The sequence below is a fragment of the Listeria immobilis genome (genome assembly GCF_014322765.1).
In the GTDB taxonomy this organism is placed as follows: domain Bacteria; phylum Bacillota; class Bacilli; order Lactobacillales; family Listeriaceae; genus Listeria; species Listeria immobilis.
The window spans coordinates 23649-44879 of the sequence record NZ_JAASTZ010000019.1 but is presented as its reverse complement, the minus strand read 5'-3'; the positions used below and the strand labels follow the sequence as shown (position 1 = coordinate 44879).

General features: G+C 39.0%; 36 protein-coding genes. 2 read left to right on the top strand and 34 right to left on the bottom strand.

Annotated features, from left to right (window positions below):
- Nucleotides 1–177 precede the first annotated feature (177 nt).
- Genes truA through HCJ50_RS13355 form a run of 4 tightly spaced genes read right to left on the bottom strand, consistent with a single transcriptional unit; the run spans nucleotide 178 to nucleotide 3411 of the window.
- Nucleotides 178–924 (bottom strand): tRNA pseudouridine(38-40) synthase TruA, encoded by a 747-nt coding sequence (gene truA, locus HCJ50_RS13370; protein WP_185348000.1) that lies wholly within the window; start codon nucleotides 922–924, stop codon nucleotides 178–180.
- A gap of 5 nt (nucleotides 925–929) precedes the next feature.
- A complete protein-coding gene (locus HCJ50_RS13365) occupies nucleotides 930–1727 on the bottom strand; it encodes an energy-coupling factor transporter transmembrane component T family protein (RefSeq protein WP_185348002.1) in 798 nt (265 codons plus the stop codon).
- A 2-nt stretch (nucleotides 1728–1729) separates the two neighbouring features.
- The gene (locus HCJ50_RS13360; RefSeq protein ID WP_185348004.1) at nucleotides 1730–2596 is read right to left on the bottom strand and encodes an energy-coupling factor ABC transporter ATP-binding protein; all 867 of its coding nucleotides are present in this window, start codon (nucleotides 2594–2596) and stop codon (nucleotides 1730–1732) included.
- Nucleotides 2572–3411, bottom strand: a complete 840-nt coding sequence (locus tag HCJ50_RS13355; protein ID WP_185348006.1) for an energy-coupling factor ABC transporter ATP-binding protein — start codon at nucleotides 3409–3411, stop codon at nucleotides 2572–2574. Before HCJ50_RS13355 ends, HCJ50_RS13360 begins: the two co-directional genes overlap by 25 nt.
- 134 nt (nucleotides 3412–3545) lie before the next feature.
- On the opposite strand from HCJ50_RS13355, the gene HCJ50_RS13350 reads away from it, so the two are divergent.
- The gene (locus HCJ50_RS13350) at nucleotides 3546–4208 is read left to right on the top strand and encodes an MgtC/SapB family protein (protein ID WP_185348008.1); all 663 of its coding nucleotides are present in this window, start codon (nucleotides 3546–3548) and stop codon (nucleotides 4206–4208) included.
- A gap of 120 nt (nucleotides 4209–4328) precedes the next feature.
- Nucleotides 4329–5228: an acetamidase/formamidase family protein gene (locus HCJ50_RS13345; protein WP_185348010.1), complete on the top strand. Its 900-nt coding sequence runs from the start codon at nucleotides 4329–4331 to the stop codon at nucleotides 5226–5228.
- A 41-nt stretch (nucleotides 5229–5269) separates the two neighbouring features.
- Here HCJ50_RS13345 and HCJ50_RS13340 read toward each other — a convergent pair whose 3' ends face one another.
- The 30 genes from HCJ50_RS13340 to rpsJ form a co-directional block, all read right to left on the bottom strand.
- The gene (locus HCJ50_RS13340) at nucleotides 5270–6364 is read right to left on the bottom strand and encodes a DNA glycosylase AlkZ-like family protein (RefSeq protein WP_185348012.1); all 1095 of its coding nucleotides are present in this window, start codon (nucleotides 6362–6364) and stop codon (nucleotides 5270–5272) included.
- 231 nt (nucleotides 6365–6595) lie between these two features.
- The gene (gene rplQ, locus HCJ50_RS13335; RefSeq protein ID WP_014093808.1) at nucleotides 6596–7003 is read right to left on the bottom strand and encodes a 50S ribosomal protein L17; all 408 of its coding nucleotides are present in this window, start codon (nucleotides 7001–7003) and stop codon (nucleotides 6596–6598) included.
- 16 nt (nucleotides 7004–7019) lie between these two features.
- Entirely contained in the window at nucleotides 7020–7964 is a 945-nt protein-coding gene (locus HCJ50_RS13330; RefSeq protein ID WP_185348014.1) for a DNA-directed RNA polymerase subunit alpha, read from the bottom strand.
- Between the two features lie 109 nt (nucleotides 7965–8073).
- On the bottom strand, nucleotides 8074–8463 hold the full coding sequence (rpsK, locus tag HCJ50_RS13325) for a 30S ribosomal protein S11 (protein ID WP_003720926.1): 390 nt from the start codon (nucleotides 8461–8463) through the stop codon (nucleotides 8074–8076).
- A 22-nt stretch (nucleotides 8464–8485) separates the two neighbouring features.
- On the bottom strand, nucleotides 8486–8851 hold the full coding sequence (rpsM, locus tag HCJ50_RS13320) for a 30S ribosomal protein S13 (protein WP_003720927.1): 366 nt from the start codon (nucleotides 8849–8851) through the stop codon (nucleotides 8486–8488).
- 18 nt (nucleotides 8852–8869) lie between these two features.
- Entirely contained in the window at nucleotides 8870–8983 is a 114-nt protein-coding gene (gene rpmJ, locus HCJ50_RS13315; protein WP_003720928.1) for a 50S ribosomal protein L36, read from the bottom strand.
- 102 nt (nucleotides 8984–9085) lie between these two features.
- Complete coding sequence (gene infA / locus HCJ50_RS13310; protein ID WP_003720929.1) at nucleotides 9086–9304, bottom strand: translation initiation factor IF-1; 219 nt, start codon at nucleotides 9302–9304, stop codon at nucleotides 9086–9088.
- Nucleotides 9305–9689: 385 nt separating this feature from the next.
- Complete coding sequence (locus tag HCJ50_RS13305; RefSeq protein ID WP_185348016.1) at nucleotides 9690–10337, bottom strand: adenylate kinase; 648 nt, start codon at nucleotides 10335–10337, stop codon at nucleotides 9690–9692.
- 59 nt (nucleotides 10338–10396) lie between these two features.
- Entirely contained in the window at nucleotides 10397–11692 is a 1296-nt protein-coding gene (gene secY / locus HCJ50_RS13300) for a preprotein translocase subunit SecY (protein WP_185348018.1), read from the bottom strand.
- Complete coding sequence (gene rplO, locus HCJ50_RS13295) at nucleotides 11692–12132, bottom strand: 50S ribosomal protein L15 (RefSeq protein WP_185348020.1); 441 nt, start codon at nucleotides 12130–12132, stop codon at nucleotides 11692–11694. Before rplO ends, secY begins: the two co-directional genes overlap by 1 nt.
- 56 nt (nucleotides 12133–12188) lie before the next feature.
- Complete coding sequence (gene rpmD, locus HCJ50_RS13290; protein WP_011703284.1) at nucleotides 12189–12368, bottom strand: 50S ribosomal protein L30; 180 nt, start codon at nucleotides 12366–12368, stop codon at nucleotides 12189–12191.
- Between the two features lie 16 nt (nucleotides 12369–12384).
- Nucleotides 12385–12888 (bottom strand): 30S ribosomal protein S5, encoded by a 504-nt coding sequence (rpsE, locus tag HCJ50_RS13285; RefSeq protein ID WP_003723681.1) that lies wholly within the window; start codon nucleotides 12886–12888, stop codon nucleotides 12385–12387.
- A 21-nt stretch (nucleotides 12889–12909) separates the two neighbouring features.
- The gene (gene rplR, locus HCJ50_RS13280) at nucleotides 12910–13269 is read right to left on the bottom strand and encodes a 50S ribosomal protein L18 (protein ID WP_003764129.1); all 360 of its coding nucleotides are present in this window, start codon (nucleotides 13267–13269) and stop codon (nucleotides 12910–12912) included.
- Between the two features lie 39 nt (nucleotides 13270–13308).
- Nucleotides 13309–13845 (bottom strand): 50S ribosomal protein L6, encoded by a 537-nt coding sequence (gene rplF / locus HCJ50_RS13275; RefSeq protein ID WP_003749693.1) that lies wholly within the window; start codon nucleotides 13843–13845, stop codon nucleotides 13309–13311.
- 30 nt (nucleotides 13846–13875) lie between these two features.
- Nucleotides 13876–14274 carry a 30S ribosomal protein S8 gene (gene rpsH / locus HCJ50_RS13270; protein ID WP_003720937.1) on the bottom strand — a complete coding sequence of 133 codons (399 nt, stop codon included), beginning with the start codon at nucleotides 14272–14274 and terminating at the stop codon, nucleotides 13876–13878.
- A 30-nt stretch (nucleotides 14275–14304) separates the two neighbouring features.
- Nucleotides 14305–14490: a type Z 30S ribosomal protein S14 gene (locus HCJ50_RS13265; protein ID WP_003723684.1), complete on the bottom strand. Its 186-nt coding sequence runs from the start codon at nucleotides 14488–14490 to the stop codon at nucleotides 14305–14307.
- A 31-nt stretch (nucleotides 14491–14521) separates the two neighbouring features.
- Nucleotides 14522–15061, bottom strand: a complete 540-nt coding sequence (gene rplE, locus HCJ50_RS13260; RefSeq protein ID WP_003720938.1) for a 50S ribosomal protein L5 — start codon at nucleotides 15059–15061, stop codon at nucleotides 14522–14524.
- A gap of 26 nt (nucleotides 15062–15087) precedes the next feature.
- Complete coding sequence (gene rplX, locus HCJ50_RS13255; protein ID WP_003720939.1) at nucleotides 15088–15399, bottom strand: 50S ribosomal protein L24; 312 nt, start codon at nucleotides 15397–15399, stop codon at nucleotides 15088–15090.
- Between the two features lie 37 nt (nucleotides 15400–15436).
- Complete coding sequence (gene rplN, locus HCJ50_RS13250; protein ID WP_003723686.1) at nucleotides 15437–15805, bottom strand: 50S ribosomal protein L14; 369 nt, start codon at nucleotides 15803–15805, stop codon at nucleotides 15437–15439.
- 79 nt (nucleotides 15806–15884) lie between these two features.
- Nucleotides 15885–16148 carry a 30S ribosomal protein S17 gene (rpsQ, locus tag HCJ50_RS13245; protein WP_003720941.1) on the bottom strand — a complete coding sequence of 88 codons (264 nt, stop codon included), beginning with the start codon at nucleotides 16146–16148 and terminating at the stop codon, nucleotides 15885–15887.
- Nucleotides 16149–16175: 27 nt separating this feature from the next.
- Nucleotides 16176–16367, bottom strand: coding sequence for a 50S ribosomal protein L29 (gene rpmC, locus HCJ50_RS13240; protein ID WP_003720942.1), 192 nt, complete (start codon nucleotides 16365–16367; stop codon nucleotides 16176–16178).
- On the bottom strand, nucleotides 16357–16791 hold the full coding sequence (gene rplP / locus HCJ50_RS13235) for a 50S ribosomal protein L16 (protein ID WP_003720943.1): 435 nt from the start codon (nucleotides 16789–16791) through the stop codon (nucleotides 16357–16359). The genes rpmC and rplP overlap by 11 nt, the downstream gene beginning before the upstream one ends.
- Nucleotides 16792–16793: 2 nt before the next feature.
- The gene (gene rpsC / locus HCJ50_RS13230; RefSeq protein ID WP_061395551.1) at nucleotides 16794–17450 is read right to left on the bottom strand and encodes a 30S ribosomal protein S3; all 657 of its coding nucleotides are present in this window, start codon (nucleotides 17448–17450) and stop codon (nucleotides 16794–16796) included.
- A 3-nt stretch (nucleotides 17451–17453) separates the two neighbouring features.
- Entirely contained in the window at nucleotides 17454–17810 is a 357-nt protein-coding gene (gene rplV / locus HCJ50_RS13225; RefSeq protein WP_003727697.1) for a 50S ribosomal protein L22, read from the bottom strand.
- A gap of 20 nt (nucleotides 17811–17830) precedes the next feature.
- A complete protein-coding gene (gene rpsS, locus HCJ50_RS13220) occupies nucleotides 17831–18109 on the bottom strand; it encodes a 30S ribosomal protein S19 (protein WP_003720946.1) in 279 nt (92 codons plus the stop codon).
- 87 nt (nucleotides 18110–18196) lie between these two features.
- Entirely contained in the window at nucleotides 18197–19030 is an 834-nt protein-coding gene (gene rplB, locus HCJ50_RS13215; RefSeq protein ID WP_185348022.1) for a 50S ribosomal protein L2, read from the bottom strand.
- Nucleotides 19031–19070: 40 nt separating this feature from the next.
- Entirely contained in the window at nucleotides 19071–19355 is a 285-nt protein-coding gene (gene rplW / locus HCJ50_RS13210; protein WP_003728540.1) for a 50S ribosomal protein L23, read from the bottom strand.
- Nucleotides 19355–19978, bottom strand: a complete 624-nt coding sequence (rplD, locus tag HCJ50_RS13205) for a 50S ribosomal protein L4 (protein ID WP_185348024.1) — start codon at nucleotides 19976–19978, stop codon at nucleotides 19355–19357. The genes rplW and rplD overlap by 1 nt, the downstream gene beginning before the upstream one ends.
- Before the next feature lie 25 nt (nucleotides 19979–20003).
- Nucleotides 20004–20633: a 50S ribosomal protein L3 gene (gene rplC, locus HCJ50_RS13200; protein ID WP_012986496.1), complete on the bottom strand. Its 630-nt coding sequence runs from the start codon at nucleotides 20631–20633 to the stop codon at nucleotides 20004–20006.
- A 34-nt stretch (nucleotides 20634–20667) separates the two neighbouring features.
- Complete coding sequence (gene rpsJ, locus HCJ50_RS13195; RefSeq protein WP_003720954.1) at nucleotides 20668–20976, bottom strand: 30S ribosomal protein S10; 309 nt, start codon at nucleotides 20974–20976, stop codon at nucleotides 20668–20670.
- Nucleotides 20977–21231: the final 255 nt, after the last annotated feature.

Sequence of the window (21231 nt, the reverse complement as noted above, 5' to 3'; positions counted from 1 at the left end):
AATTGAAACAAATTAGCTCCCGAAAACTGTTCCTAATTCCCGAAATGCTATTCTATATTTTTATTGTTTAAACACAACAACCTTCCGGGGCTTATTGTGGGGCAAACAATACCATAGTCCATAATACCGTTTTCCAGTCAAAAAGTCAATGCATTATTCAATATTTATTCGCTTATTTCACTCATAGTCAACTCGCCATAAATACAATCCTTGTGGTGGTGCTGTTTTGCTTATAAGTTTTTGTCTGTCAGAAGCTAGAAGTGCCTTTGTAATTTCATCTGGAGAAATACGACCTTGCCCAGCATCAAGTAAAGTTCCAGTCAAAATTCGCACCATATTATAAAGAAACCCGTTACCTTGAAAAGCAATCACTAAAGTCTCCTCATCTTCCTCGTAAAAATCAATGCTATAAAGCGTACGTATTTTCGAATCACGCTCTGTTCTTGCGGAACAAAAACTTGTGAAATCATGTTCGCCAATTAAGCGGCTGCTCGCAAGTTTCATTTTTTCCACATTAAGTTCATAGGGGTAATGAAGCGCAAAATGCCGACTAAATGGATCAAAAACTTTTGTCCGTTTTATAACATAACGATATTCTTTTCCAACTGTGCCAAATCTAGCATGAAAATCTCCTGACACTTCTTCTACTGTTAAAAAACTAATATCAAATGGCGTCATTACCTGAAGTGCTTTTTGGAATTTCTCTGCTGAGATATCTAATTCTGAATCAAAATGAATCACTTGACCTTTCGCATGTACACCCGTATCAGTTCTCCCCGAAGCTGTCACCCGCACATTTTTCCCTTTATGCATCTTTTTCAGCGCTTTTTCAATTTCCGCTTGAACTGTCCGTGTGTTCGGCTGCACTTGATAACCATAGAACTCACTTCCATCATACGAAATTACCGCTTTATATCTTGTCATCCCTTTCAACTCCGCAACCAAAATAATAATCCACTTAAAAAAACTAGTGAAATAAGTAAAAATGTATCTGCAAACCGCCAGTGTAACAAACGAAATCTCGTTCGTCCTTTACCCCCGCGGTACCCCCTTGCTTCCATCGCAATTGCTAAATCTTCTGCACGTTTAAATGCACTGATAAATAACGGGACGAGAAGTGGAATAACTGCCTTAATCCGTTCGCTCCATTTGCCACTTGTAAATTCTACCCCACGTGCCTTTTGAGCCTTCAATATTTTCTCCGTCTCATCCATCAACGTAGGTATAAATCGTAACGAAATACTTAGCATAAGCGCAAGTTCGTGAACAGGCAGATGAAATAAGCGAAATGGAGCTAGGATTTTCTCTAGACCATCTGTTAGTTCAATTGGGCTTGTTGTTAATGTTAGCAAAGTGGTCATAAAAATAATTAGGACAAATCGACAAAACATCATAGCCCCATTTGCCAGTCCGAGCGTGGTTATTTGTAAAAAGCCTAAATCCACTAAAACCGTGCCGCCTTTTGTGAAAAAAACTTGTAGCAACAGTGTAATTAAAATTAGCCAAAATATCGGTTGTAACCCTTTAATAAAAAATAAAAATGGCACTTTCGAGGTTAAAACTAGATATAAAATATATAAAAACATTAATGCATACGTTTGCCAATTGTTAGCTAAAAAAACAATTGCGATAAACGCCATAACAGCAGTGATTTTCGCACGAGGATCAAGTCTATGTAACAAAGAATTTCCCGGGATATATCGTCCGAGAATCATTTTATCCATCATGATTAAGCCCCGCCCTTCGCTAAGTGTGGCGCCATTTCTGTTGTTAATTCAGTAATTGTCAAACAAGTTTTGGAAAGTTTAACATTAAATTTATGCTCAAACAACCCTTGAAACCGCACAACATCAGGAACAGATAAACCAAGATCAATTAATTCAGCTGGATTAGCAAATATCTCTCGGGGTTTCCCAATTTGCAGTACCGTCCCCGCCTTCATTAAAACAATTTTTTCCGCATATCTCGCGGCATCTTCCATACTGTGTGTTACAAGTACAGTTGTTAATCCTTTTTCTTTATGAAGGTTATAAAACATCTCCATAATTTCTTCTCGCCCATGAGGATCTAGACCTGCAGTTGGTTCATCTAGCACGAGTACTTCAGGATCCATAGCCAAAACACCAGCAATCGCAACTCGACGCATTTGCCCACCCGAAAGTTCAAATGGAGAACGAGACAAAATATCTTCAGTTAGCCCTACTTCATAAATCACTTTTTTTGCTCGAAGTTTGGCATCTTCTTCTGAGACACCAAAATTTATTGGTCCAAAGCAAATATCTTTTTCAACCGTCTCTTCAAATAACTGCGCTTCTGGAAACTGAAAAACTATCCCTACTTTTTTACGAAGATCTCGAAGTTTCTTTTGTTTTACTCCGGCAATAATTTCTCTATCACCAACTGTTATTTTACCTTCTGTTGGCATTAAAAGCGCATTTAAATGTTGGAGCAAGGTCGATTTACCTGAACCAGTATGTCCAATGATTGCGGAATAGCTACCAGAATCAAAAGAAACATTTACATCAAGTAATGCTCGCTTTTCAAACGGGCTATTTTTTTGGTAACAATAACCTAATTGTTCGAGTTTAATTTCCATAATTGATCCAGTAAGGCTCCTTCCGATAGCACGGTACTTCCAGTTTCAAAGCCACCAGCAACTAATTTTTCTTGCAATTCAATAATAAATGGTACGCCTAATCCAATTTTTCGCATCGCATCTGCCTGTTGGAAAATTTCTTTCGGTGTCCCCTCACTATGAATTTCTCCTTCGTTCATCACAATTACTCGGTCAGCAAAAAGAACCTCATCCAAATCGTGCGTAATGGAAATAACTGTTATGTCTTCTTTTTCGCGCATAATCCGAATCGTTTCCATCACTTCCGCCCGGCCTCTTGGATCAAGCATGGAAGTTGCCTCATCTAAAATGATAACATCTGGTTGTAACGCAAGCACCCCAGCAATTGCAACCCGTTGTTTTTGACCACCTGAAAGTCTAGCTGGTTCATGTAATGCATAACTTTGCATTCCTACTTCATCTAGTGCTGATTCGACACGTTTTACCATTACATCATGCGGGATTCCATGGTTTTCAAGACCAAAAGCAACATCATCTTGGACTGTCGCACCCACAAATTGATTATCGGGATTTTGAAAAACCATTCCAACTTGCCTTCTAATTTCCCATATATTTTTTTCAGACAAAACAAAATGCCCGATTTTAATTAAACCATCTTCTGGAAAGAGCAGCCCATTTAGTAGTTTAGCAATGGTTGATTTTCCCGAGCCATTATGGCCAACTAGCGCCAACCATTCACCTTTTTCTGCAGAAATTGTCACATCTTTGACTGCAAAGTTCTCTGCATCTTCATATTTATAAAAAACGTGTTCCAATCTTACAAAACTTTCCGCCACGCTTAGCACCTCACTTTTTGACCATTCATTGTATATTATAGTATAAACATCCATCTGGCGCAAAATTTCCTTTTTGATTGCGTTCGTTTATTTGGGGTAAAAAGGAAGTACATAGAAACAAAGGAAGTGATACTATGTTACCCGATTTTATTTTACGTCTAGTTGTTGCTGGTGTTCTTGGGGCGATTATTGGCCTTGATCGGGAAATTCGAGCTAAAGAAGCAGGATTTAGAACACATTTTCTAGTCTCTCTTGGTAGTGCTTTAATTATGATTGTTTCGCAGTACGGCTTTTCAGAAATCGCCAAAATGCAAACTATATCATTTGATCCTAGTCGTGTCGCTGCACAGGTTGTTAGCGGTATTGGCTTTATTGGCGCAGGGACCATTATCATTCAAAAGAAATTTGTACGTGGTTTGACGACTGCAGCAGGACTTTGGGCTACTGCCGGAATTGGTCTTGCAGTTGGTGCGGGTATGTACGCTGTCGGAATAGCCGCTACTTTACTTACATTGATTGGTTTGGAGTTTCTTAGCATCGTTTTTAAATCCTTTGGTCTCCACACAACATCCCTAATGTATTCTACTACCGACAACTCCAACCTTGTGAAAATTACAGATAAAATCCAGCAAAATAACCAGCAAATAATTCCCTATAACACAGAAAGAGATATGGTTGGTGAAAACCTTATTTTTAAAGTGAATATCGTAATAAAAACAAAGAATAAGACCGATGAATCCGAACTATTTCACTTTATTCAAAACCTCCCTCATATGACAATTGAGAAAATGGAATAATCTAGCCCTCTTTCCAGCCAAAACCGCTTGAATTGTTCACAGAATATCCATTTACATCAGACTTCTTTGTTTGCTATAATTCACCCGTCAGTATAAAAGTGAATAGAGAGAAGGGATGAGATGAAAAAACTTGTAACCAGAGAGCAGTCAACTTATGAGATGGATAAATTGACGCAACCTGCGCTTACAGTGAAAGATGGCTCGGTCGTCAAATTAAAAATAAAAGACCATTTCAATAGCCAAATTCACGAAGAACGCCTTCATTACGGGGAAATCGATTGGAAACAGTTTTCACCTACAAGCGGACCAATTTTTGTTGATCAAGCAGTGCCTGGTGATTTACTCGCAGTAACGATTGAAAAAATCAAGCTCACAAGTAACGATACTGTATTGCTAAACGGGCCTAACATCGGGATACTAGATGATTTATTACCAAATAATAGTATTAGGCGTTACAAAATTCAAAATAATAAAATCATTTACTCTGAACAAATTAACATCAACGTAAAGAAAACGATTGGCTTATTAAAAACAGAATCTAGAAATGAGTCAAAGCCATTTCACCTACCAACAAATTATGGTGGTACACTTGATTCATCACATCTGACAGAGGGAGCGACTGTCTTTTTACCCGTTGAAAAAAATGGCGGTTTACTTCATGTTGGTGATGTACATGCCACTACCGGTCTTGGAGAAATCACCTCAAGCTATGCAGAAATCCCAGCAGAAGTAACATTACGATTACAGATTTTAAAAAATAAAAAAGCGCCAACACCTGTCATCATTCAAGACAATTACTTAATTTGTATCGCCTCAAAACCTACTATCGAAAGTGCAGCTAAAACCGCCTTGCAAAACATGGTCAATTTGCTAACAGATAATAATCAAATGACCATTGAAGATGCCGTATTTTTACTATCACTGGATGGCGACTTTCAAATATGCCAGTTATTCCAACCTAGCCAGACAGCGAGCATCAAATTAGCATTAGAATATTTTCCAGAAATGCCATTTTTATAAAAAAGACTCTATTGCGTAAAATTCACGCGATAGAGTTCTTTTTATATTTGTTCAAATTTACTTCCTTGGTAATTTTTATTTAGAAATAAAGCAAGTTGAATGGCTTCTTTCTCAGTCTGCTTTTGATTTTTCTTAGACATTTTTTTACTTAAATAAAAATGGAACACAATTTTTTCTCCTGTGATTTTATATCTCCAAGTACCATAAAACATATCATCTAAAATCAATACTGCTTCGATTTGACCTGCAGACCGCCAAATCAGACTTAGCTCTTTTTCAGCAGCTAACCAATCTTTTTTCTGATAACTAACAAAAAGCGGATCAAACTTACCGAGTAAAATTGGCTTTTCTGACTTTAGCTCTTTCTGAACTTCTGCTTTGCTATAATAGTTCCTCCCATCTTCACCTAGATAACAAAAATAAGTTGGGAGTAATTTATCAAGTGTTGCTTGAAATTCGAAGTTTGGTAGTCCCGTCCAATGCTTAAAATCTTGAATTGTTGCAGGACCATATGCACTAAAATACCGTTCAACCATCTCTTCCAGCCCAGTATGCTCACGAGAAGTAGTTAGCCACGATTTTTCTGTCTCAGAATCTATCCAATAACGATGACTATAAAATTTGGTTTTTGGTGTTTCAGGAACACAAAACAATTTACCATCAAGAGAACCTTGGATAAAAACACCACCCCAAGTCATCAACTTTTTCGCTTGCTCTCCAAATAATTGCGCAAATGCTTCTTTAGGTATTTTTTCTTCACTCAAAAGCAACTGTTCCATTCCTTCTAAGAGTGCATCTAAATCATAACCAAGAGCCTCTGTATGCTTTTTTATCCAATTATTCCTAATCGCATATACATTATGAATAAAAAACCAGTCAGCGGGCGTATACATATGCACAGTCATTCTTTGACCCCATATTTTAATCAACTTTTTCTGATCATAATCGCTCTGCAAATCTTTTTTAGTTAGATTAGTTACACGATTAAATAAACTAATTTCGCCGAATTGCTGATATTGTGACTGTATGCCAAATAGCGCACTTGAAGCTACAGGTGCGCTACGAAATTTATTATGTAGTAACCCAGAATTATACAAACGATTTTGAACTATTTCTGAGTTTGTTATCAGGTTCATCGACAGTCACTCCTTTGCTCTTCTTTGGAGTATACTATAGATGTTATTTTAATACAGTGCAAGAAAAATATCACTTTTTAAGTTTGACCTGCATATCAAATTCTAAAGCAGGTCAAACAAAAAAAGCCTGCTTCCTAGCCTACGATTAAGTAGACTAAGAAACACAGAGCTAGACAAGAAAACAGAAAGTCTCCATATCATGACACTCCACTTGCTTTAAACGTTTTGTTATTAAACTAATTCAATAATAACCATTGGTGCGCCGTCACCGCGACGTGGACCTTTTTTCAAGATGCGAGTGTAACCACCTTGACGTTCCGCGTAACGTGGAGCAACATCATCAAATAGTTTTTGTAGCGCATAAACAGGACGGTTTTTCTTCACAGTAGAACCATCTTTACCTTTTGCATCTACTTGAACTACATCTACAACTTCATGACGAACAAAAGCAGCCGCTTGACGACGAGCGTGCAAGTCTCCTTTTTTCCCAGAAGTGATTAGTTTTTCAACAACTTTACGAATCTCTTTAGCGCGAGCTTCTGTTGTTTCAATACGTTCATGTACGATTAAATCCGTTGCAAGATCACGTAGTAAAGCTTTACGTTGTGAGCTTGTACGACCTAATTTTCTGTAACCCATGGAATTGCCTCCTTTATCAGTTTTCGTTTCTTAGAGATAAGCCAAGGTCAGCCAGTTTTACTTTTACTTCCTCAAGCGATTTACGTCCCAAGTTACGGACTTTCATCATATCGTCTTCGGATTTATCAGCAAGTTCCTGTACTGTATTGATTCCAGCGCGTTTTAAACAATTATATGAACGAACAGACAAGTCTAATTCCTCAATAGTCATTTCAAGCACTTTCTCTTTATGGCTTTCTTCTTTTTCAATCATAATTTCAGCTTTTTGCGCTTCATCTGTTAAATTAACGAAGATACTTAAGTGCTCAGAAAGAATTTTAGCTCCAAGTGAAACTGCTTCTTCTGGGCTGATACTTCCGTCAGTTAACACGTCAAACGTAAGCTTATCATAATTAGTTAATTGTCCAACACGTGTATTTTCCACTTGATAGTTCACACGGATAACCGGTGAAAAGATTGAATCAACAGGAAGTACACCAATTGGCATATTTTCGCGTTTATTTTGATCAGCAGGTGTATAACCACGACCACGAGTAGCATTTAAACGCACATGAAATTTAGCATTATCACTTAATGTAGCAATGTGTAAGTCAGGATTTAAAATCTCAATATCACTGTCATAATTAATGTCAGCTGCAGTTACTACACCAGGACCTTGCATATCAATTTCCAATGTTTTTTCTTCATCAGAATAGATTTTTAATGCAAGCTTTTTAATATTTAAAATCATGGTTGTTACATCTTCTACTACACCTTCAATTACAGAAAACTCATGTAAAGCTCCATCAATTTGGATAGAGGTTACTGCTGCACCTGGAAGAGAAGATAATAGAATACGACGTAAGGAGTTACCCAAAGTTGTACCATATCCACGCTCAAGTGGCTCTACAACAAACTTTCCATACTTGGCATCATCGCTGATCTCAATCGTCTCGATTTTTGGCTTTTCAATTTCGATCATTCAAATTTACCCTCCTTCAAAACGTCTAGAATATCAGTCTTTATGTCAAACTCTCTGCCTTAATAGTTAAGACAGTAAAAATCTACTATTGGCAAAAGAAAACGACCACTTATACGCGACGACGTTTTGGAGGACGACATCCGTTATGTGGAACTGGAGTTACATCTTTAATAGCTGTTACTTCAAGACCAGCTGCTTGTAGTGCACGGATAGCCGCTTCACGACCTGAACCAGGACCTTTAACAGTTACTTCTAATGTTTTTAAACCATGTTCTTGTGCTGATTTTGCTGCACTTTCAGCTGCCATTTGCGCTGCGAAAGGAGTAGATTTACGAGAACCTTTAAATCCTAGGGAACCTGCACTTGACCAAGCTAAAGCATTACCATGTGTGTCAGTAATCATTACGATCGTATTATTAAATGTAGAACGAATGTGTGCAATACCAGATTCGATATTCTTTTTCACACGGCGTTTACGAGTATTTGTTTTACGAGCCATTCACTAACTACCTCCTTTACTATTATTTCTTTTTGCCTGCTACTGTTTTGGACGGGCCTTTACGAGTACGGGCATTATTTTTTGTATTTTGTCCGCGAACTGGAAGTCCACGACGGTGACGCATGCCACGGTAAGAACCGATTTCGATTAGACGTTTAATGTTTAAGTTTACTTCACGACGAAGGTCACCTTCAACTTTAATACGGTCTAAGATTTCACGGATTTTACCTAGCTCTTCTTCAGTTAAATCACGAGTACGAGTATCTTCAGAAACACCAGCTTCAGCAAGAACTTTGCTAGCTGTTTGTTTACCGATACCATAAATGTAAGTCAGGGAAATAACAATACGTTTTTCACGTGGAACGTCCACACCTGCAATACGTGCCATTTACTTAAGCACCTCCTCTTATCCTTGTTTTTGTTTATGTTTTGGATTTTCACAAATTACCATAACTTTACCTTTACGACGAATAACTTTACATTTTTCGCACATAGGTTTCACTGATGGTCTTACTTTCATATAGATATACCTCCTTGTTTATTAGAGAAAATGTCTCTATAAACCGATAATTTCTAAGCTGGCGAACCAGACCGGTATATAAATTCAATTTCGGAGTGCAAATTATTTAAAACGATAAGTAATTCTTCCGCGTGTCAGGTCGTATGGAGAAAGCTCTACTGTCACTTTATCTCCGGGTAAAATACGAATGTAATGCATACGGATTTTACCTGAAACAGTTGCCAGTACTTTATGACCATTTTCGAGTTCTACATTGAACATCGCGTTTGGTAGAGTTTCTTGTACAACGCCTTCTACTTCAATAACATCTTCTTTTGCCATATGTTTGCTACCTCCTTCTTGTATTCTTGGATTTGTTCCTGATGCAGGCCTAATCCTTTCAGTGTAACTATTTCTCTTACATGAAAAAAACGTAAAACATGCAAAAATGGATGCACTTCTTTAAAAGGCAACTCAATTTCGCCAGCTTTTCAGACAACCTGTAAAAGTGAAATCCGTAAAACCAGAAGAACTGTTGCGCACAAAAGTGTTGCGGCTGAACAGGTCAGGTAGAACATATACGTCATTCGGATGATCTTCAAACGGTTCTCTCGTTCATCATGATTTGCTTAGATGTCTTTATTCCACTGCCAATTACCCATTATACTACAAATTAAAACAATTTGCACGCATTGATTTTGACAGTGATTTCAGCACAGTTTACCCCTCAAAAAGAAGCAAGAATTTTTTCCACATCTACAAAAACGTCTTTAATATCTTGCTCGCCGTTTATGCTATGAAGCTTACTCTTTTCAGAATAAAAATCAAGAAGCGGCTTGGTCTGTTTCATATTAACATTTAGTCGATTTTCAACAGTTTCTTTCTTGTCATCTTCACGTTGGTAAAGTTCTCCACCATCTAAATCACATTTCCCAGCTTCTTTGGGCGGGTTGTAAATTTCATGATAAGTTTTACCGCAAGTCCGACAAATCCAGCGACCTGTAAGACGTTTCATTAAAACATCTTTTTCGACATCAATGTTAATCACAGCATCAAGTTCTGTACCTAAGTCACTTAGAATATTTTCAAGCTCTTTTGCTTGTTCCACTGTACGAGGAAAACCATCAAGCAGGAAACCATTCTTAGCGTCATCTTCGGCTAAACGTTCACGAACGATACCATTTGTAACTTCATCAGGAACTAGGTCACCATTATCCATAAAGGATTTAGCTTTTTTTCCTAATTCTGTATTATTTTTCATAGCTGCTCGGAACATATCTCCAGTGGAAATATGAGGAATGTTGTATTTCTCAACAATCTGTTCCGCTTGTGTGCCTTTTCCGGCGCCGGGCAGTCCCATTAATACTAATTTCAACTGTTTCGCCCCTTATTACGCGCTAGCTCCTGCTAGGGAACCCTAACAAGAACTGCGTGTTATTTGATAAATCCCCGATAGTTCCTTTTTACAAGTTGTCCTTCGAGTTGTTTCGTAGTATCTAATGCTACCCCGATAACAATTAGTAGGCTTGTACCACCAACGGCAAGTGACTGCGGTAAACTAAATACAGTAGTACCGATAGTTGGAAGTATAGCAACCGCTGAAAGGAAAATTGCACCAACAAATGTTAATCGATAAAGAACCGATGTCAGATATGCTTGTGTTTCCCGACCAGGACGTTTACTAGGAATATACCCACCTTGCTTTTTCAAGTTATCTGCAACTTTCTCAGGGTTTACTTGAATGAAAGCGTAGAAATAAGTGAAAGCAACAATTAGTGCAACATATAAAATCATACCAATTGGTTTTGTGTAATCAAATACGTCTTTCAATACTTTTACAACATCATTACTTTGATCAAAGAAAGTAAGAATAGTTTGAGGTGTAATAATAAATGCACTTGCAAAGATAACTGGGATAACTCCGGCAGAGTTAAGTTTTAACGGCAAGTGTGTTGCTTGCGCGCCCGATTGTTTCGCTCCTGCTACACGTTTAGAGTATTGAATTGGAATTTTACGCAGTGCTTGTTGGAAGAAAATTACAGCTACAACAATAGCTAAAATCGCAACCACAACACCGGCAAGAGTTAATATGTGTAGGAAAAGTTGATCACCAGCGTTTTCAATTTGCGAAACGTATAATTGACGTACTCCATCTGGGATACGTGCAACAATACCAGCAAAGATAATGATAGAAACACCATTACCAACGCCTTTAACAGTGATTTGCTCACCTAACCACATTAAGAACATTGTACCTGTGGTTAGAACAATTGCAATAATGGCATATCTACCAATGGATGGTTCAATAACCAGACCAGCAGCTGACAAACGGTTAAATCCGTATGCCATACCAAATGCTTCAACCAGACCAAGTCCAATCGTCATGTATCGAGTAAGTTGATTGAGTTTTTTACGACCCATTTCGCCTTGTTTCGACCACTCAGTTAGCTTTGGAACAACATCCATTTGAAGTAACTGAACAATAATGGAAGATGTAATATAAGGCATTACACCCATGGCAAAAATTGAGAAGTTTTTTAACGCCCCACCATTAAATGTGTTTAAAAACCCCAAAATACCGCCATCCACACTAGATTGCAATGCTGCAGCGTTAACTCCCGGTACTGGCACAAATGTACCAATACGGAAAATAACTAACATTGCTAACGTAAATAGTATTTTTTTTCGGATGTCCGCTACTTTGAAGAAGTTAACTAACGTTTGAAACATTAGATCACCTCAGTTTTTCCGCCAGCCGCTTCAATTGCATCTTTAGCAGCTGCAGAGAATTTGTTCGCTTTCACAGTAAGTTTTTTCTCGATTTTACCGTCTGATAAAACCTTGATTCCAGATTTTTCGTTACGAATAATTCCAGTCTCAATTAAAAGTTCTGGTGTTACTTCTGTACCATCTTCAAAGCGGTTTAAAACATCTAAGTTCACGATTGCAAATTCTTTACGGTTGATATTTGTGAATCCACGTTTTGGAATACGACGGAAAAGTGGAAGTTGTCCACCTTCAAAGCCTAAACGTACGCCACCACCAGAACGAGCTTTTTGTCCTTTATGACCGCGTCCGGAAGTTTTGCCGTTACCAGAGCCTGTTCCACGACCAACACGATTACGTTCTTTACGAGAACCTTCTGAAGGCTTAAGTTCATGTAGTTTCATGTCAAGCACCTCCTCCTATTAACAAATTCTATCAATTGCATATTATTATATTAAGCTTAAACTTCTTTGACGTCCACTAAATGACTTACTTTAGTGATCATCCCACGAATTGCAGGATTATCTTCTTTAACCACTACAGAATTTGTTTTACCAAGACCTAATGCTTGAACAGTTCTACGTTGTGGTTGAGGGCGTCCGATTAAGCTACGTTTTAAAGTGATTTCTAACTTCGCCATAACGATAATTCCCTCCTTATCCTAACAATTCTTCTACTGTTTTGCCACGAAGTTTCGCAACATCTTCAGCATTTTTAAGTTGTTTAATTCCGTCGATTGTAGCACGTACCATGTTAATTGGTGTATTAGATCCAAGCGATTTGGAAGATACATCAGCAACACCAGCAAGCTCTAGGACCGCACGAACGGGACCACCAGCAGTTACACCAGAACCGGCACTAGCAGGTTTAAGAAGAATTTCTCCGCCACCAAAATGTCCGACTACAGTGTGTGGAATTGTTGTATCTACAGTAGGTACTAACACCATGTTCTTTTTAGCATCCTCAACAGCTTTGCGGATTGCATCTGGAACTTCTTGTGCTTTACCAGTACCGAAACCAACATGACCATTTTTGTCTCCAACAACAACAAGTGCTGTGAAACGGAAACGACGTCCACCTTTAACTACTTTAGCAACACGGTTGATTGTAACAACGCGTTCTTCTAAATCTAATTTGTTTCCATCAATTTGCTCAGGCATGTAATATGTCCCTCCTTCTTATTAAAATTCTAGACCATTTTCACGAGCTGCTTCAGCAAGAGCTTTCACGCGGCCATGATATAAGTATCCTCCACGGTCAAAAGTGACAGAAGTAATACCTTTTTCGGAAGCACGTTTAGCAACTAGTTCGCCAACTTTGCTTGCTGCATCAACTTTGGATTCAGCAGAACCGAAATCTTTATCTAAATTAGACGCACTTGCAAGTGTCACACCATTTACATCATCAATTACTTGTGCATAAATGTTTTTGTTTGAACGGAATACGTTTAAACGTGGACGACTTTCAGTTCCGGAAATTTTAGAACGAACACGAGCATGTCTTTTTTTACGAACTTTATTTTTGTCGATTTTGGTAATCACACGACTCACCTCTTCTCTCATTTGCCTAATTAAGCGGCATTATTTACCAGTTTTACCTTCTTTACGGCGTACATGTTCGCCTTCGTAACGAATACCTTTACCTTTATACGGCTCTGGTGGACGTACAGCGCGAATGTTTGCAGCTAGTTCTCCAACGTGTTCTTTGTTGTATCCTTTAACAATCACTTGTGTGTTTGCAGGAACTTCAATTTCTACGCCTTTAGGAGCAACAAATTCTACTGGATGAGAGTACCCTACGTTAAGAACAAGCTTGTCGCCTTGTTTTTGCGCACGGTAACCAACACCGATAAGTTCTAATTTTTTTTCATAACCCTCGGAAACTCCGACAACCATGTTATTTAAAATAGCACGTGTTGTACCATGAAGCGCGCGGTGGTTTTTATTATCAGTCGGGCGAGAAACGTTAATTTCATTGCCTTCAATATTAATAGTAATTTCTGGGTTGAACTCTTTTACAAGTTCACCTTTAGGACCTTTAACTGTTGCTGTTGATCCATTAAGTGTAACTGTTACACCTGCAGGAATCACAATAGTTTTTTTACCTATACGGGACATTTATTGCACCTCCTTATGGTTTACTTTTTCTTACCAAACGTATGCTAGTACTTCTCCGCCGACTTGTTTAGCACGGGCTTCTTTGTCGGTTAAAACGCCTTGGGAAGTAGACACGATTGCGATACCTAGACCGTTAAGTACTTTAGGCACCTCAGTTGATTTTGCATATACACGTAAACCTGGCTTACTAATACGTTTCAAACCAGTGATTACACGTTCGCCAGTCGCTCCATATTTTAAGAAAACACGGATTGTTCCAGCATTGTCATCTTCAATATATTCAACGTCACGGATAAAACCTTCACGCTTTAATATTTCAGCAATTTCTTTTTTGATTTTGGATGCAGGCAGTTCTAATTTGTCATGTTTAACCATGTTTGCATTACGAATGCGAGTTAGAAAATCTGCAATTGGATCTGTCATCACCATGTATAATACCCTCCTTCCTTAAACTCTTTCTTACCAGCTTGCTTTTTTCACGCCGGGAATTTGACCTTTATAGGCAAGTTCACGGAAACAAATACGGCATAATTTAAATTTGCGAATAACGGAATGTGGACGACCACAACGTTCACAACGAGTATATGCTTGAACAGCGTATTTTGGTGTGCGTTTTTGCTTCGCGATCATTGATTTCTTAGCCACGTTTACGCCTCCCTACTAAAATTAATTTTGATTACTTTTGAAATGGCATCCCTAGTTGAGTAAGTAACTCATGAGATTCTTCATCACTTTTGGCAGTTGTAACGATTACTACGTCCATACCGCGTACTTTTGATACTTGATCGTAATCAATTTCAGGGAAAATAAGTTGCTCTCTTACACCCAACGTATAGTTACCACGGCCATCGAAAGCTTTTTTCGATACACCACGGAAATCACGAACACGTGGAAGTGAAACAGTAACTAATTTATCTAAGAAATCATACATGCGTTCACCACGCAAAGTTACTTTAGCACCGATTGGCATTCCTTCACGAAGACGGAAACCAGCGATAGAATTTTTAGCTTTTGTAATTACAGGTTTTTGACCAGTGATAAGAGCTAACTCCTCAACTGCACTGTCTAAAACTTTAGCATTTGCTGTAGCGTCACCAACACCAGTGTTGATTACGATTTTATCTATTTTTGGAACCTCCATTACGGAGTCATAATTGAATTTGCTCATTAAAGCAGGAACAATTTCCTTAAGATATTGATCTTTAAGGCGATTCATGTAATATTCCCTCCTTCCTACGACTATTATTTATCTATTACTTCACCGGATTTTTTTGCTACGCGTACTTTTTTATCACCTTTAACTTCGTAGCCTACACGAGTAGGTTCGCCTGTTTTAGGATCAATTAGCATTACGTTTGAAACATGGATCGGTGCTTCAACATTCAAGATTCCGCCTTGCGGGTTGATGTTGGAAGGTTTTGTATGTTTTTTAACCATATTAATTCCTTCAATAAGTACGCGGTCTTTTTTCGGAAATGCTGCGAGCACTTTGCCGGATTTGCCTTTATCTTTACCAGTAATAACTTTTACTTTATCACCTTTTTTGACATGCATTGGTATAGCACCTCCTTGATTTCTTGGAACTTATTTTTTAAAGAACTTCTGGAGCTAAAGAAACGATCTTCATAAAGTTGTTTTCACGAAGTTCGCGAGCAACAGGTCCAAAAATACGTGTTCCACGAGGACTTTTATCGTCACGGATAATGACACATGCATTTTCATCAAACTTGATGTAAGAACCGTCTTGACGACGTGCTCCACTCTTAGTACGAACGATTACTGCTTTAACAACTTCACCTTTTTTGACAACGCCGCCTGGTGTTGCTTGTTTAACGGTACACACGACAACATCGCCAATGTTAGCAGTTTTGCGTCCTGATCCACCTAGCACTTTAATTGTTAAAACTTCACGCGCGCCAGAGTTATCAGCCACTTTCATACGACTTTCTTGTTGAATCATTAGGACACCCTCCTTCCAGAATAACGGGTCGGAAAAATTGCACTTGGCAATTCTTCACAATCTATTTTTAACTTTTGATTTAGATAATTACTGCTTCTTCTACAACTTCTAATAAACGGAAATGTTTAGTTGCAGACAATGGACGAGTTTCGGAAATACGAACTACATCGCCAGTTTTTGCAATGTTATTTTCATCATGCGCTTTGAATTTTTTAGAATACTTCACGCGTTTACCGTACAAACCATGTTTCTTGTACGTTTCAACAACCACGGTAATTGTTTTATCCATTTTGTCGGATACAACACGACCAGTATAAACTTTACGTTGGTTACGGTCAGCCATGTATTAAAACCTCCTTACGATTCTTTTTTAAGCAAGTTCTCTTTCTCGAACGATTGTTTTCATACGGGCAATTGCTTTACGAACCTCACGAATACGTGCGGTGTTTTCTAATTGACCAGTAGCTAATTGAAAGCGCAGGTTGAAGAGCTCTTCTTTCAAAGCTTTTTCTTGATCTTGGATTTCGGTAGTGGATAAATCACGGATATCATTAGCTTTCATTTGCTTCACCACCAATTTCTTCGCGTTTAACGATCTTAGTTTTGACCGGCAGTTTGTGTGCTGCTAGACGTAATGCTTCACGCGCTACATCTTCAGGAACACCTGCGATTTCAAACATAATTTTGCCGCGTTTGACTGGGCTTACCCAACCTTCCGGAGCACCTTTACCTTTACCCATCCGAACCCCGATTGGTTTAGAAGTGTAAGATTTATGAGGGAAAATTTTAATCCAAACTTTACCGCCACGTTTCATGTAACGAGTCATTGCGATACGAGCTGCTTCGATTTGACGGTTTGTAATCCAAGAAGCTTCAACTGCTTGAAGACCATATTCACCAAATGCAACTTCAGTTCCGCCTTTCGCGCGTCCACGCATGTTTCCGCGGAATTCACGACGGTATTTTACACGTTTAGGAACTAACATTATTATTTTCCTCCTTCCACATTGTTTTTCTTCGTAGGAAGGACTTCACCACGGTAGATCCAGACTTTAACGCCTAGTTTACCATAAGTTGTGTCAGCTTCTTCCCATGCGTAGTCGATGTCGGCACGCAATGTATGAAGAGGTACTGTTCCTTCGCTATAGTGTTCAGCACGAGCGATATCCGCTCCGCCAAGACGACCAGATACTTGAGTTTTGATACCTTTTGCTCCAGCACGCATAGTACGTTGGATAGCTTGTTTTTGCGCACGACGGAAAGATACACGACCTTCCAATTGACGAGCGATATTTTCAGCAACCAGTTTTGCGTCTAGGTCAGCACGTTTAATTTCTACAATGTTGATATGGACACGTTTTTTAGTAAGTTCGTTTAAGTTTTTGCGTAATGCTTCAACTTCAGAACCACCTTTACCGATAACCATACCAGGTTTAGCAGTATGAATAGTGATATTCACACGATTAGCTGCACGTTCGATTTCCACACGAGAAACAGAAGCGTCAGATAAACGTTTTGCAACATAATCACGGATGCGTAAATCTTCATGTAAGAAGTCCGCATAATCTTTTTCCGCGTACCATTTGGAGTCCCAATCACGGATGACACCGATACGCATACCTATTGGATGTACTTTTTGACCCACGAATTATCCCTCCTTCACTTCAGATACCACAACTGTAATGTGGCTAGTACGTTTGTTGATTGCACTTGCACGACCTTGTGCACGTGGACGGAAACGTTTAAGTGTTGGACCTTCGTCAACAAATGCTTCCTCTACTACAAGGTTGTTAATGTCTAAATCATAATTATGCTCTGCGTTAGCAATAGCGGATTTTAATACTTTTTCAATAATTGGGGAAGCGGATCTTGGAGTATACTTCAAGATTGCAATTGCTTCGCCAACTTGCTTGCCTCGAATTAAATCAATGACGATTCTAGCTTTGCGAGGAGCAATACGAACCGTTTTGGCAACGGCTTTTGCGCTTGTAACTTCACTTGCCATTAGGATATCCTCCTCTCAAATTAGCGTTTAGTTTTTTTATCGTCGCCCGCATGACCGCGGTACGTACGAGTTGGTGCGAATTCGCCCAGTTTGTGTCCTACCATATCTTCTTGAACATAAACAGGAACGTGTTTACGTCCATCATATACTGCGATTGTTTGTCCAACAAAAGTTGGGAAAATCGTGGAGCGACGAGACCAAGTTTTAATTACTTGTTTCTTTTCGCTTTCTGCTGCTGCTTCCACTTTCTTCATCAAGTGATCATCAACAAAAGGTCCTTTTTTCAAACTACGACCCATGACGGAACCTCCCTTCGCATAGTCAGGAAGCTGAGAACACATGTCCTCGCTATCCTGCTACCAATTTTATTCAATCTATTATGCCGATTATTTTTTCTTACGACGACGTACGATAAATTTATCGGAGTTGTTATTTTTCTTACGTGTTTTGTATCCAAGAGTTGGTTTACCCCATGGAGACATTGGTGATTTACGACCGATTGGCGCTTTACCTTCACCACCACCGTGCGGGTGATCGTTCGGGTTCATTACAGATCCACGAACAGTTGGGCGTTTACCCATCCAACGTGAACGACCTGCTTTACCAATGTTGATAAGTTCATGTTGTTCATTACCAACTTGACCGATTGTAGCACGGCAAGTAGCAAGAATCATACGAACCTCACCAGAGTTTAAGCGGATTAATACGTATTTACCCTCTTTACCAAGCACTTGAGCACTTGTTCCAGCAGAACGTACTAATTGTCCACCTTTACCAGGTTTCATTTCGATATTGTGGATAACAGTACCCACTGGAATATCTTTTAATTCTAGTGCATTACCGATTTTAATGTCGGCTTCTGCTCCTGAATAAATTGTTTGACCTACTTCAAGGCCTTTTGCTGCAATGATGTAACGTTTTTCTCCATCAGCATAGTTGATTAGAGCAATATTAGCAGAACGGTTTGGATCGTACTCGATCGTTGCAACGCGTCCTGGAACACCATCTTTGTTACGTTTGAAATCAATCACGCGGTATTGGCGTTTATGTCCACCGCCGTGATGACGAACAGTTAACTTACCTTGGTTATTGCGTCCGGCTTTCTTTTTAAGAGGACGTAGTAAAGATTTTTCTGGAGTACTTGTAGTAATCTCAGCAAAATCTGAACTAGTCATATGCCGGCGCCCGTTTGTGGTAGGTTTATACTTTTTGATCGCCATTGTTTCCCCTCCTCGTTAGATTTATTTAAAGTTAGACGAATTATACTTCAAAGAATTGAATTTCTTTGCTGTCAGCTGTAACAGTAACAATCGCTTTACGACGTTTGTTAGTGTAACCTGCATAACGGCCCATACGTTTAAGTTTGCCTTTGTAATTCATTACGTTTACTTTAGCAACTTTCACGTCGAAAATTTCTTCAATTGCGTATTTTACTTGCGTTTTAGTTGCGCGAGTATCTACTTCAAATGTATATTTCTTATCGTCGAGAATACTTGTAGATTCTTCAGTTACAACCGGGCGCTTAATGATGTCGCGTGCATCCATTATGCGAGCACCTCCTCTACTTTTTCGACAGCTGCTTTTGTGATAATTAACTTATCATGTTTAGCAACTTCTAGTACTGAGATACTTTCAGCTGGAATAACTGTAATGCCTTGTAAGTTGCGTGCAGATAATTCTACATTTTCACTTTCACCAGCAACTACGATTAGTGCCTTAGTATCTACAGAGATATTTTTAAGAAAAGCCGCAAATTCTTTTGTTTTAGGTGCATCGAAAGCTAAACCTTCAAGTACAACTAATTTTTCTTCATTTACTTTAGAAGAAAGAATTGATTTAATCGCTAAACGACGAACTTTCTTAGGTAATTTGTAAGCATATGAACGAGGTGTTGGGCCGAATACGACACCACCGCCACGCCATTGCGGGGAACGGATTGAACCTTGACGGGCACGACCTGTACCTTTTTGACGCCATGGTTTACGTCCGCCACCACGTACTTCTGAACGATTTTTCACTTTATGAGTCCCTTGACGTAGGGATGCACGTTGGCTCAAAATCACATCAACAACAACTTTTTCATTTGGTTCGATACCGAAAACAGTGTCGTTTAAAGTAATTTCGCCAGCGTTTGTTCCATCTTGTTTAAGTAAGCTTAATTTTGGCATTCGTTAGTCCTCCTTTCCAAATAAATTATTTTGCTTTAGTAGCAGTTTTAATTTGAACTAATGCTTTTTTAGCGCCTGGAACGTTACCTTTTACTAAAAGAACGTTCTTTTCAACGTCTACTTTAACGATTTCTAGGTTTTGGATAGTGATTTGTTCTCCACCCATACGACCTGGAAGTAGTTTATTTTTGAAAACACGGTTAGGTGCTACTGGACCCATTGAACCAGGGCGACGATGGTAACGGGAACCGTGGGCCATAGGGCCGCGGGATTGTCCGTGGCGTTTAATAACACCTTGGAATCCTTTACCTTTCGATACGCCTGTCGCGTCGATGATGTCACCTTCTGCGAATACGTCTACTTTTACTTCTGCACCAATCTCATACTCGTCTAAGTTTACATCGCGGAATTCGCGAATGAAGCGCTTAGGAGTAGTATTGGCTTTTGCTACATGACCTTGTTCGGGTTTGTTTGACAATTTTGCTCGCTTATCTTCGAAACCGATTTGTACAGCTTCGTAGCCGTCAGTTTCAACAGTTTTCTTTTGAAGTACCACGTTTTGTGCTGCTTCGATTACTGTTACTGGAATAAGTTCGCCGTTTTCAGTGAAAACTTGTGTCATCCCTACTTTTCTACCTAAGATTCCTTTGGTCATGAGTCACACCTCCTGTTAATTTAATATATTCTTATTATAGTTTGATTTCGATGTCCACACCGCTTGGCAAGTCTAAACGCATCAAGCTATCAACTGTTTGTGGTGTTGGATTAACGATGTCGATTAAACGTTTGTGTGTACGCATTTCGAATTGCTCACGAGAATCTTTATATTTGTGGACCGCACGCAAGACTGTGTAGATTGACTTCTCTGTTGGAAGTGGGATTGGACCAGATACGGAAGCACCTGAGCGTTTCGCTGTTTCTACAATCTTTTCTGCTGATTGATCCAAAATACGGTGATCATACGCTTTTAAACGAATACGAATTTTTTGTTTTGCCATTACTTTCCCTCCTTTTCGCCTACTTTTAAAGTAGACATTCTCCGTGAAAATTACCTGAACATCCGCCATGGCAAAGCGGCCGGGTGTGTCAGCAACCTTTCACTTCATCACATGGGCATTCCCGGCAATACCGGGGTGCTTTTTGCCAAAAGGGCAGACCAATGCCTGTCCATTTGCACTTTATCTATTATACACGGGTTAGGCATAGTAATCAACCGCTTTTCAAAAAAAGTTTCAAGTTATTTTTATTGAATC

Coding starts and splice junctions, on each gene's coding strand:
- rplB (WP_185348022.1), bottom strand. CDS start 19,030: ATGGCGATCAAAAAGTATAAACCTACCACAAACGGGCGCCGGCATATG.
- rpmD (WP_011703284.1), bottom strand. CDS start 12,368: ATGGCGAAGTTAGAAATCACTTTAAAACGTAGCTTAATCGGACGCCCT.
- rplV (WP_003727697.1), bottom strand. CDS start 17,810: ATGGCAAGTGAAGTTACAAGCGCAAAAGCCGTTGCCAAAACGGTTCGT.
- rpsM (WP_003720927.1), bottom strand. CDS start 8,851: ATGGCACGTATTGCAGGTGTGGACGTTCCACGTGAAAAACGTATTGTT.
- HCJ50_RS13345 (WP_185348010.1), top strand. CDS start 4,329: ATGAAAAAACTTGTAACCAGAGAGCAGTCAACTTATGAGATGGATAAA.
- HCJ50_RS13330 (WP_185348014.1), bottom strand. CDS start 7,964: ATGATCGAAATTGAAAAGCCAAAAATCGAGACGATTGAGATCAGCGAT.
- rplO (WP_185348020.1), bottom strand. CDS start 12,132: ATGAAACTACATGAACTTAAGCCTTCAGAAGGTTCTCGTAAAGAACGT.
- rpsE (WP_003723681.1), bottom strand. CDS start 12,888: ATGCCTGAGCAAATTGATGGAAACAAATTAGATTTAGAAGAACGCGTT.
- rpsK (WP_003720926.1), bottom strand. CDS start 8,463: ATGGCTCGTAAAACAAATACTCGTAAACGCCGTGTGAAAAAGAATATC.
- rplE (WP_003720938.1), bottom strand. CDS start 15,061: ATGAATCGCCTTAAAGATCAATATCTTAAGGAAATTGTTCCTGCTTTA.
- infA (WP_003720929.1), bottom strand. CDS start 9,304: ATGGCAAAAGAAGATGTTATTGAAGTAGAAGGCGTTGTACAAGAAACT.
- truA (WP_185348000.1), bottom strand. CDS start 924: ATGACAAGATATAAAGCGGTAATTTCGTATGATGGAAGTGAGTTCTAT.
- rplF (WP_003749693.1), bottom strand. CDS start 13,845: ATGTCCCGTATAGGTAAAAAAACTATTGTGATTCCTGCAGGTGTAACA.
- rplD (WP_185348024.1), bottom strand. CDS start 19,978: ATGCCAAAATTAAGCTTACTTAAACAAGATGGAACAAACGCTGGCGAA.
- rpsJ (WP_003720954.1), bottom strand. CDS start 20,976: ATGGCAAAACAAAAAATTCGTATTCGTTTAAAAGCGTATGATCACCGT.
- rpsS (WP_003720946.1), bottom strand. CDS start 18,109: ATGGGTCGTAGTTTGAAAAAAGGACCTTTTGTTGATGATCACTTGATG.
- HCJ50_RS13360 (WP_185348004.1), bottom strand. CDS start 2,596: ATGGAAATTAAACTCGAACAATTAGGTTATTGTTACCAAAAAAATAGC.
- rplW (WP_003728540.1), bottom strand. CDS start 19,355: ATGGATGCACGCGACATCATTAAGCGCCCGGTTGTAACTGAAGAATCT.
- rplP (WP_003720943.1), bottom strand. CDS start 16,791: ATGTTAGTTCCTAAACGTGTAAAATACCGTCGTGAATTCCGCGGAAAC.
- HCJ50_RS13340 (WP_185348012.1), bottom strand. CDS start 6,364: ATGAACCTGATAACAAACTCAGAAATAGTTCAAAATCGTTTGTATAAT.
- rplX (WP_003720939.1), bottom strand. CDS start 15,399: ATGCATGTCAAAAAAGGTGATAAAGTAAAAGTTATTACTGGTAAAGAT.
- rpmJ (WP_003720928.1), bottom strand. CDS start 8,983: ATGAAAGTAAGACCATCAGTGAAACCTATGTGCGAAAAATGTAAAGTT.
- rplQ (WP_014093808.1), bottom strand. CDS start 7,003: ATGGGTTACAGAAAATTAGGTCGTACAAGCTCACAACGTAAAGCTTTA.
- rpmC (WP_003720942.1), bottom strand. CDS start 16,367: ATGAAAGCTAATGATATCCGTGATTTATCCACTACCGAAATCCAAGAT.
- secY (WP_185348018.1), bottom strand. CDS start 11,692: ATGTTTCAAACGTTAGTTAACTTCTTCAAAGTAGCGGACATCCGAAAA.
- rpsQ (WP_003720941.1), bottom strand. CDS start 16,148: ATGGCTGACCGTAACCAACGTAAAGTTTATACTGGTCGTGTTGTATCC.
- rpsH (WP_003720937.1), bottom strand. CDS start 14,274: ATGGTGATGACAGATCCAATTGCAGATTTTCTAACTCGCATTCGTAAT.
- rplC (WP_012986496.1), bottom strand. CDS start 20,633: ATGACCAAAGGAATCTTAGGTAGAAAAGTAGGGATGACACAAGTTTTC.
- HCJ50_RS13350 (WP_185348008.1), top strand. CDS start 3,546: ATGTTACCCGATTTTATTTTACGTCTAGTTGTTGCTGGTGTTCTTGGG.
- rplN (WP_003723686.1), bottom strand. CDS start 15,805: ATGATTCAACAAGAAAGTCGTATGAAAGTGGCTGATAACTCTGGCGCG.
- HCJ50_RS13365 (WP_185348002.1), bottom strand. CDS start 1,727: ATGATGGATAAAATGATTCTCGGACGATATATCCCGGGAAATTCTTTG.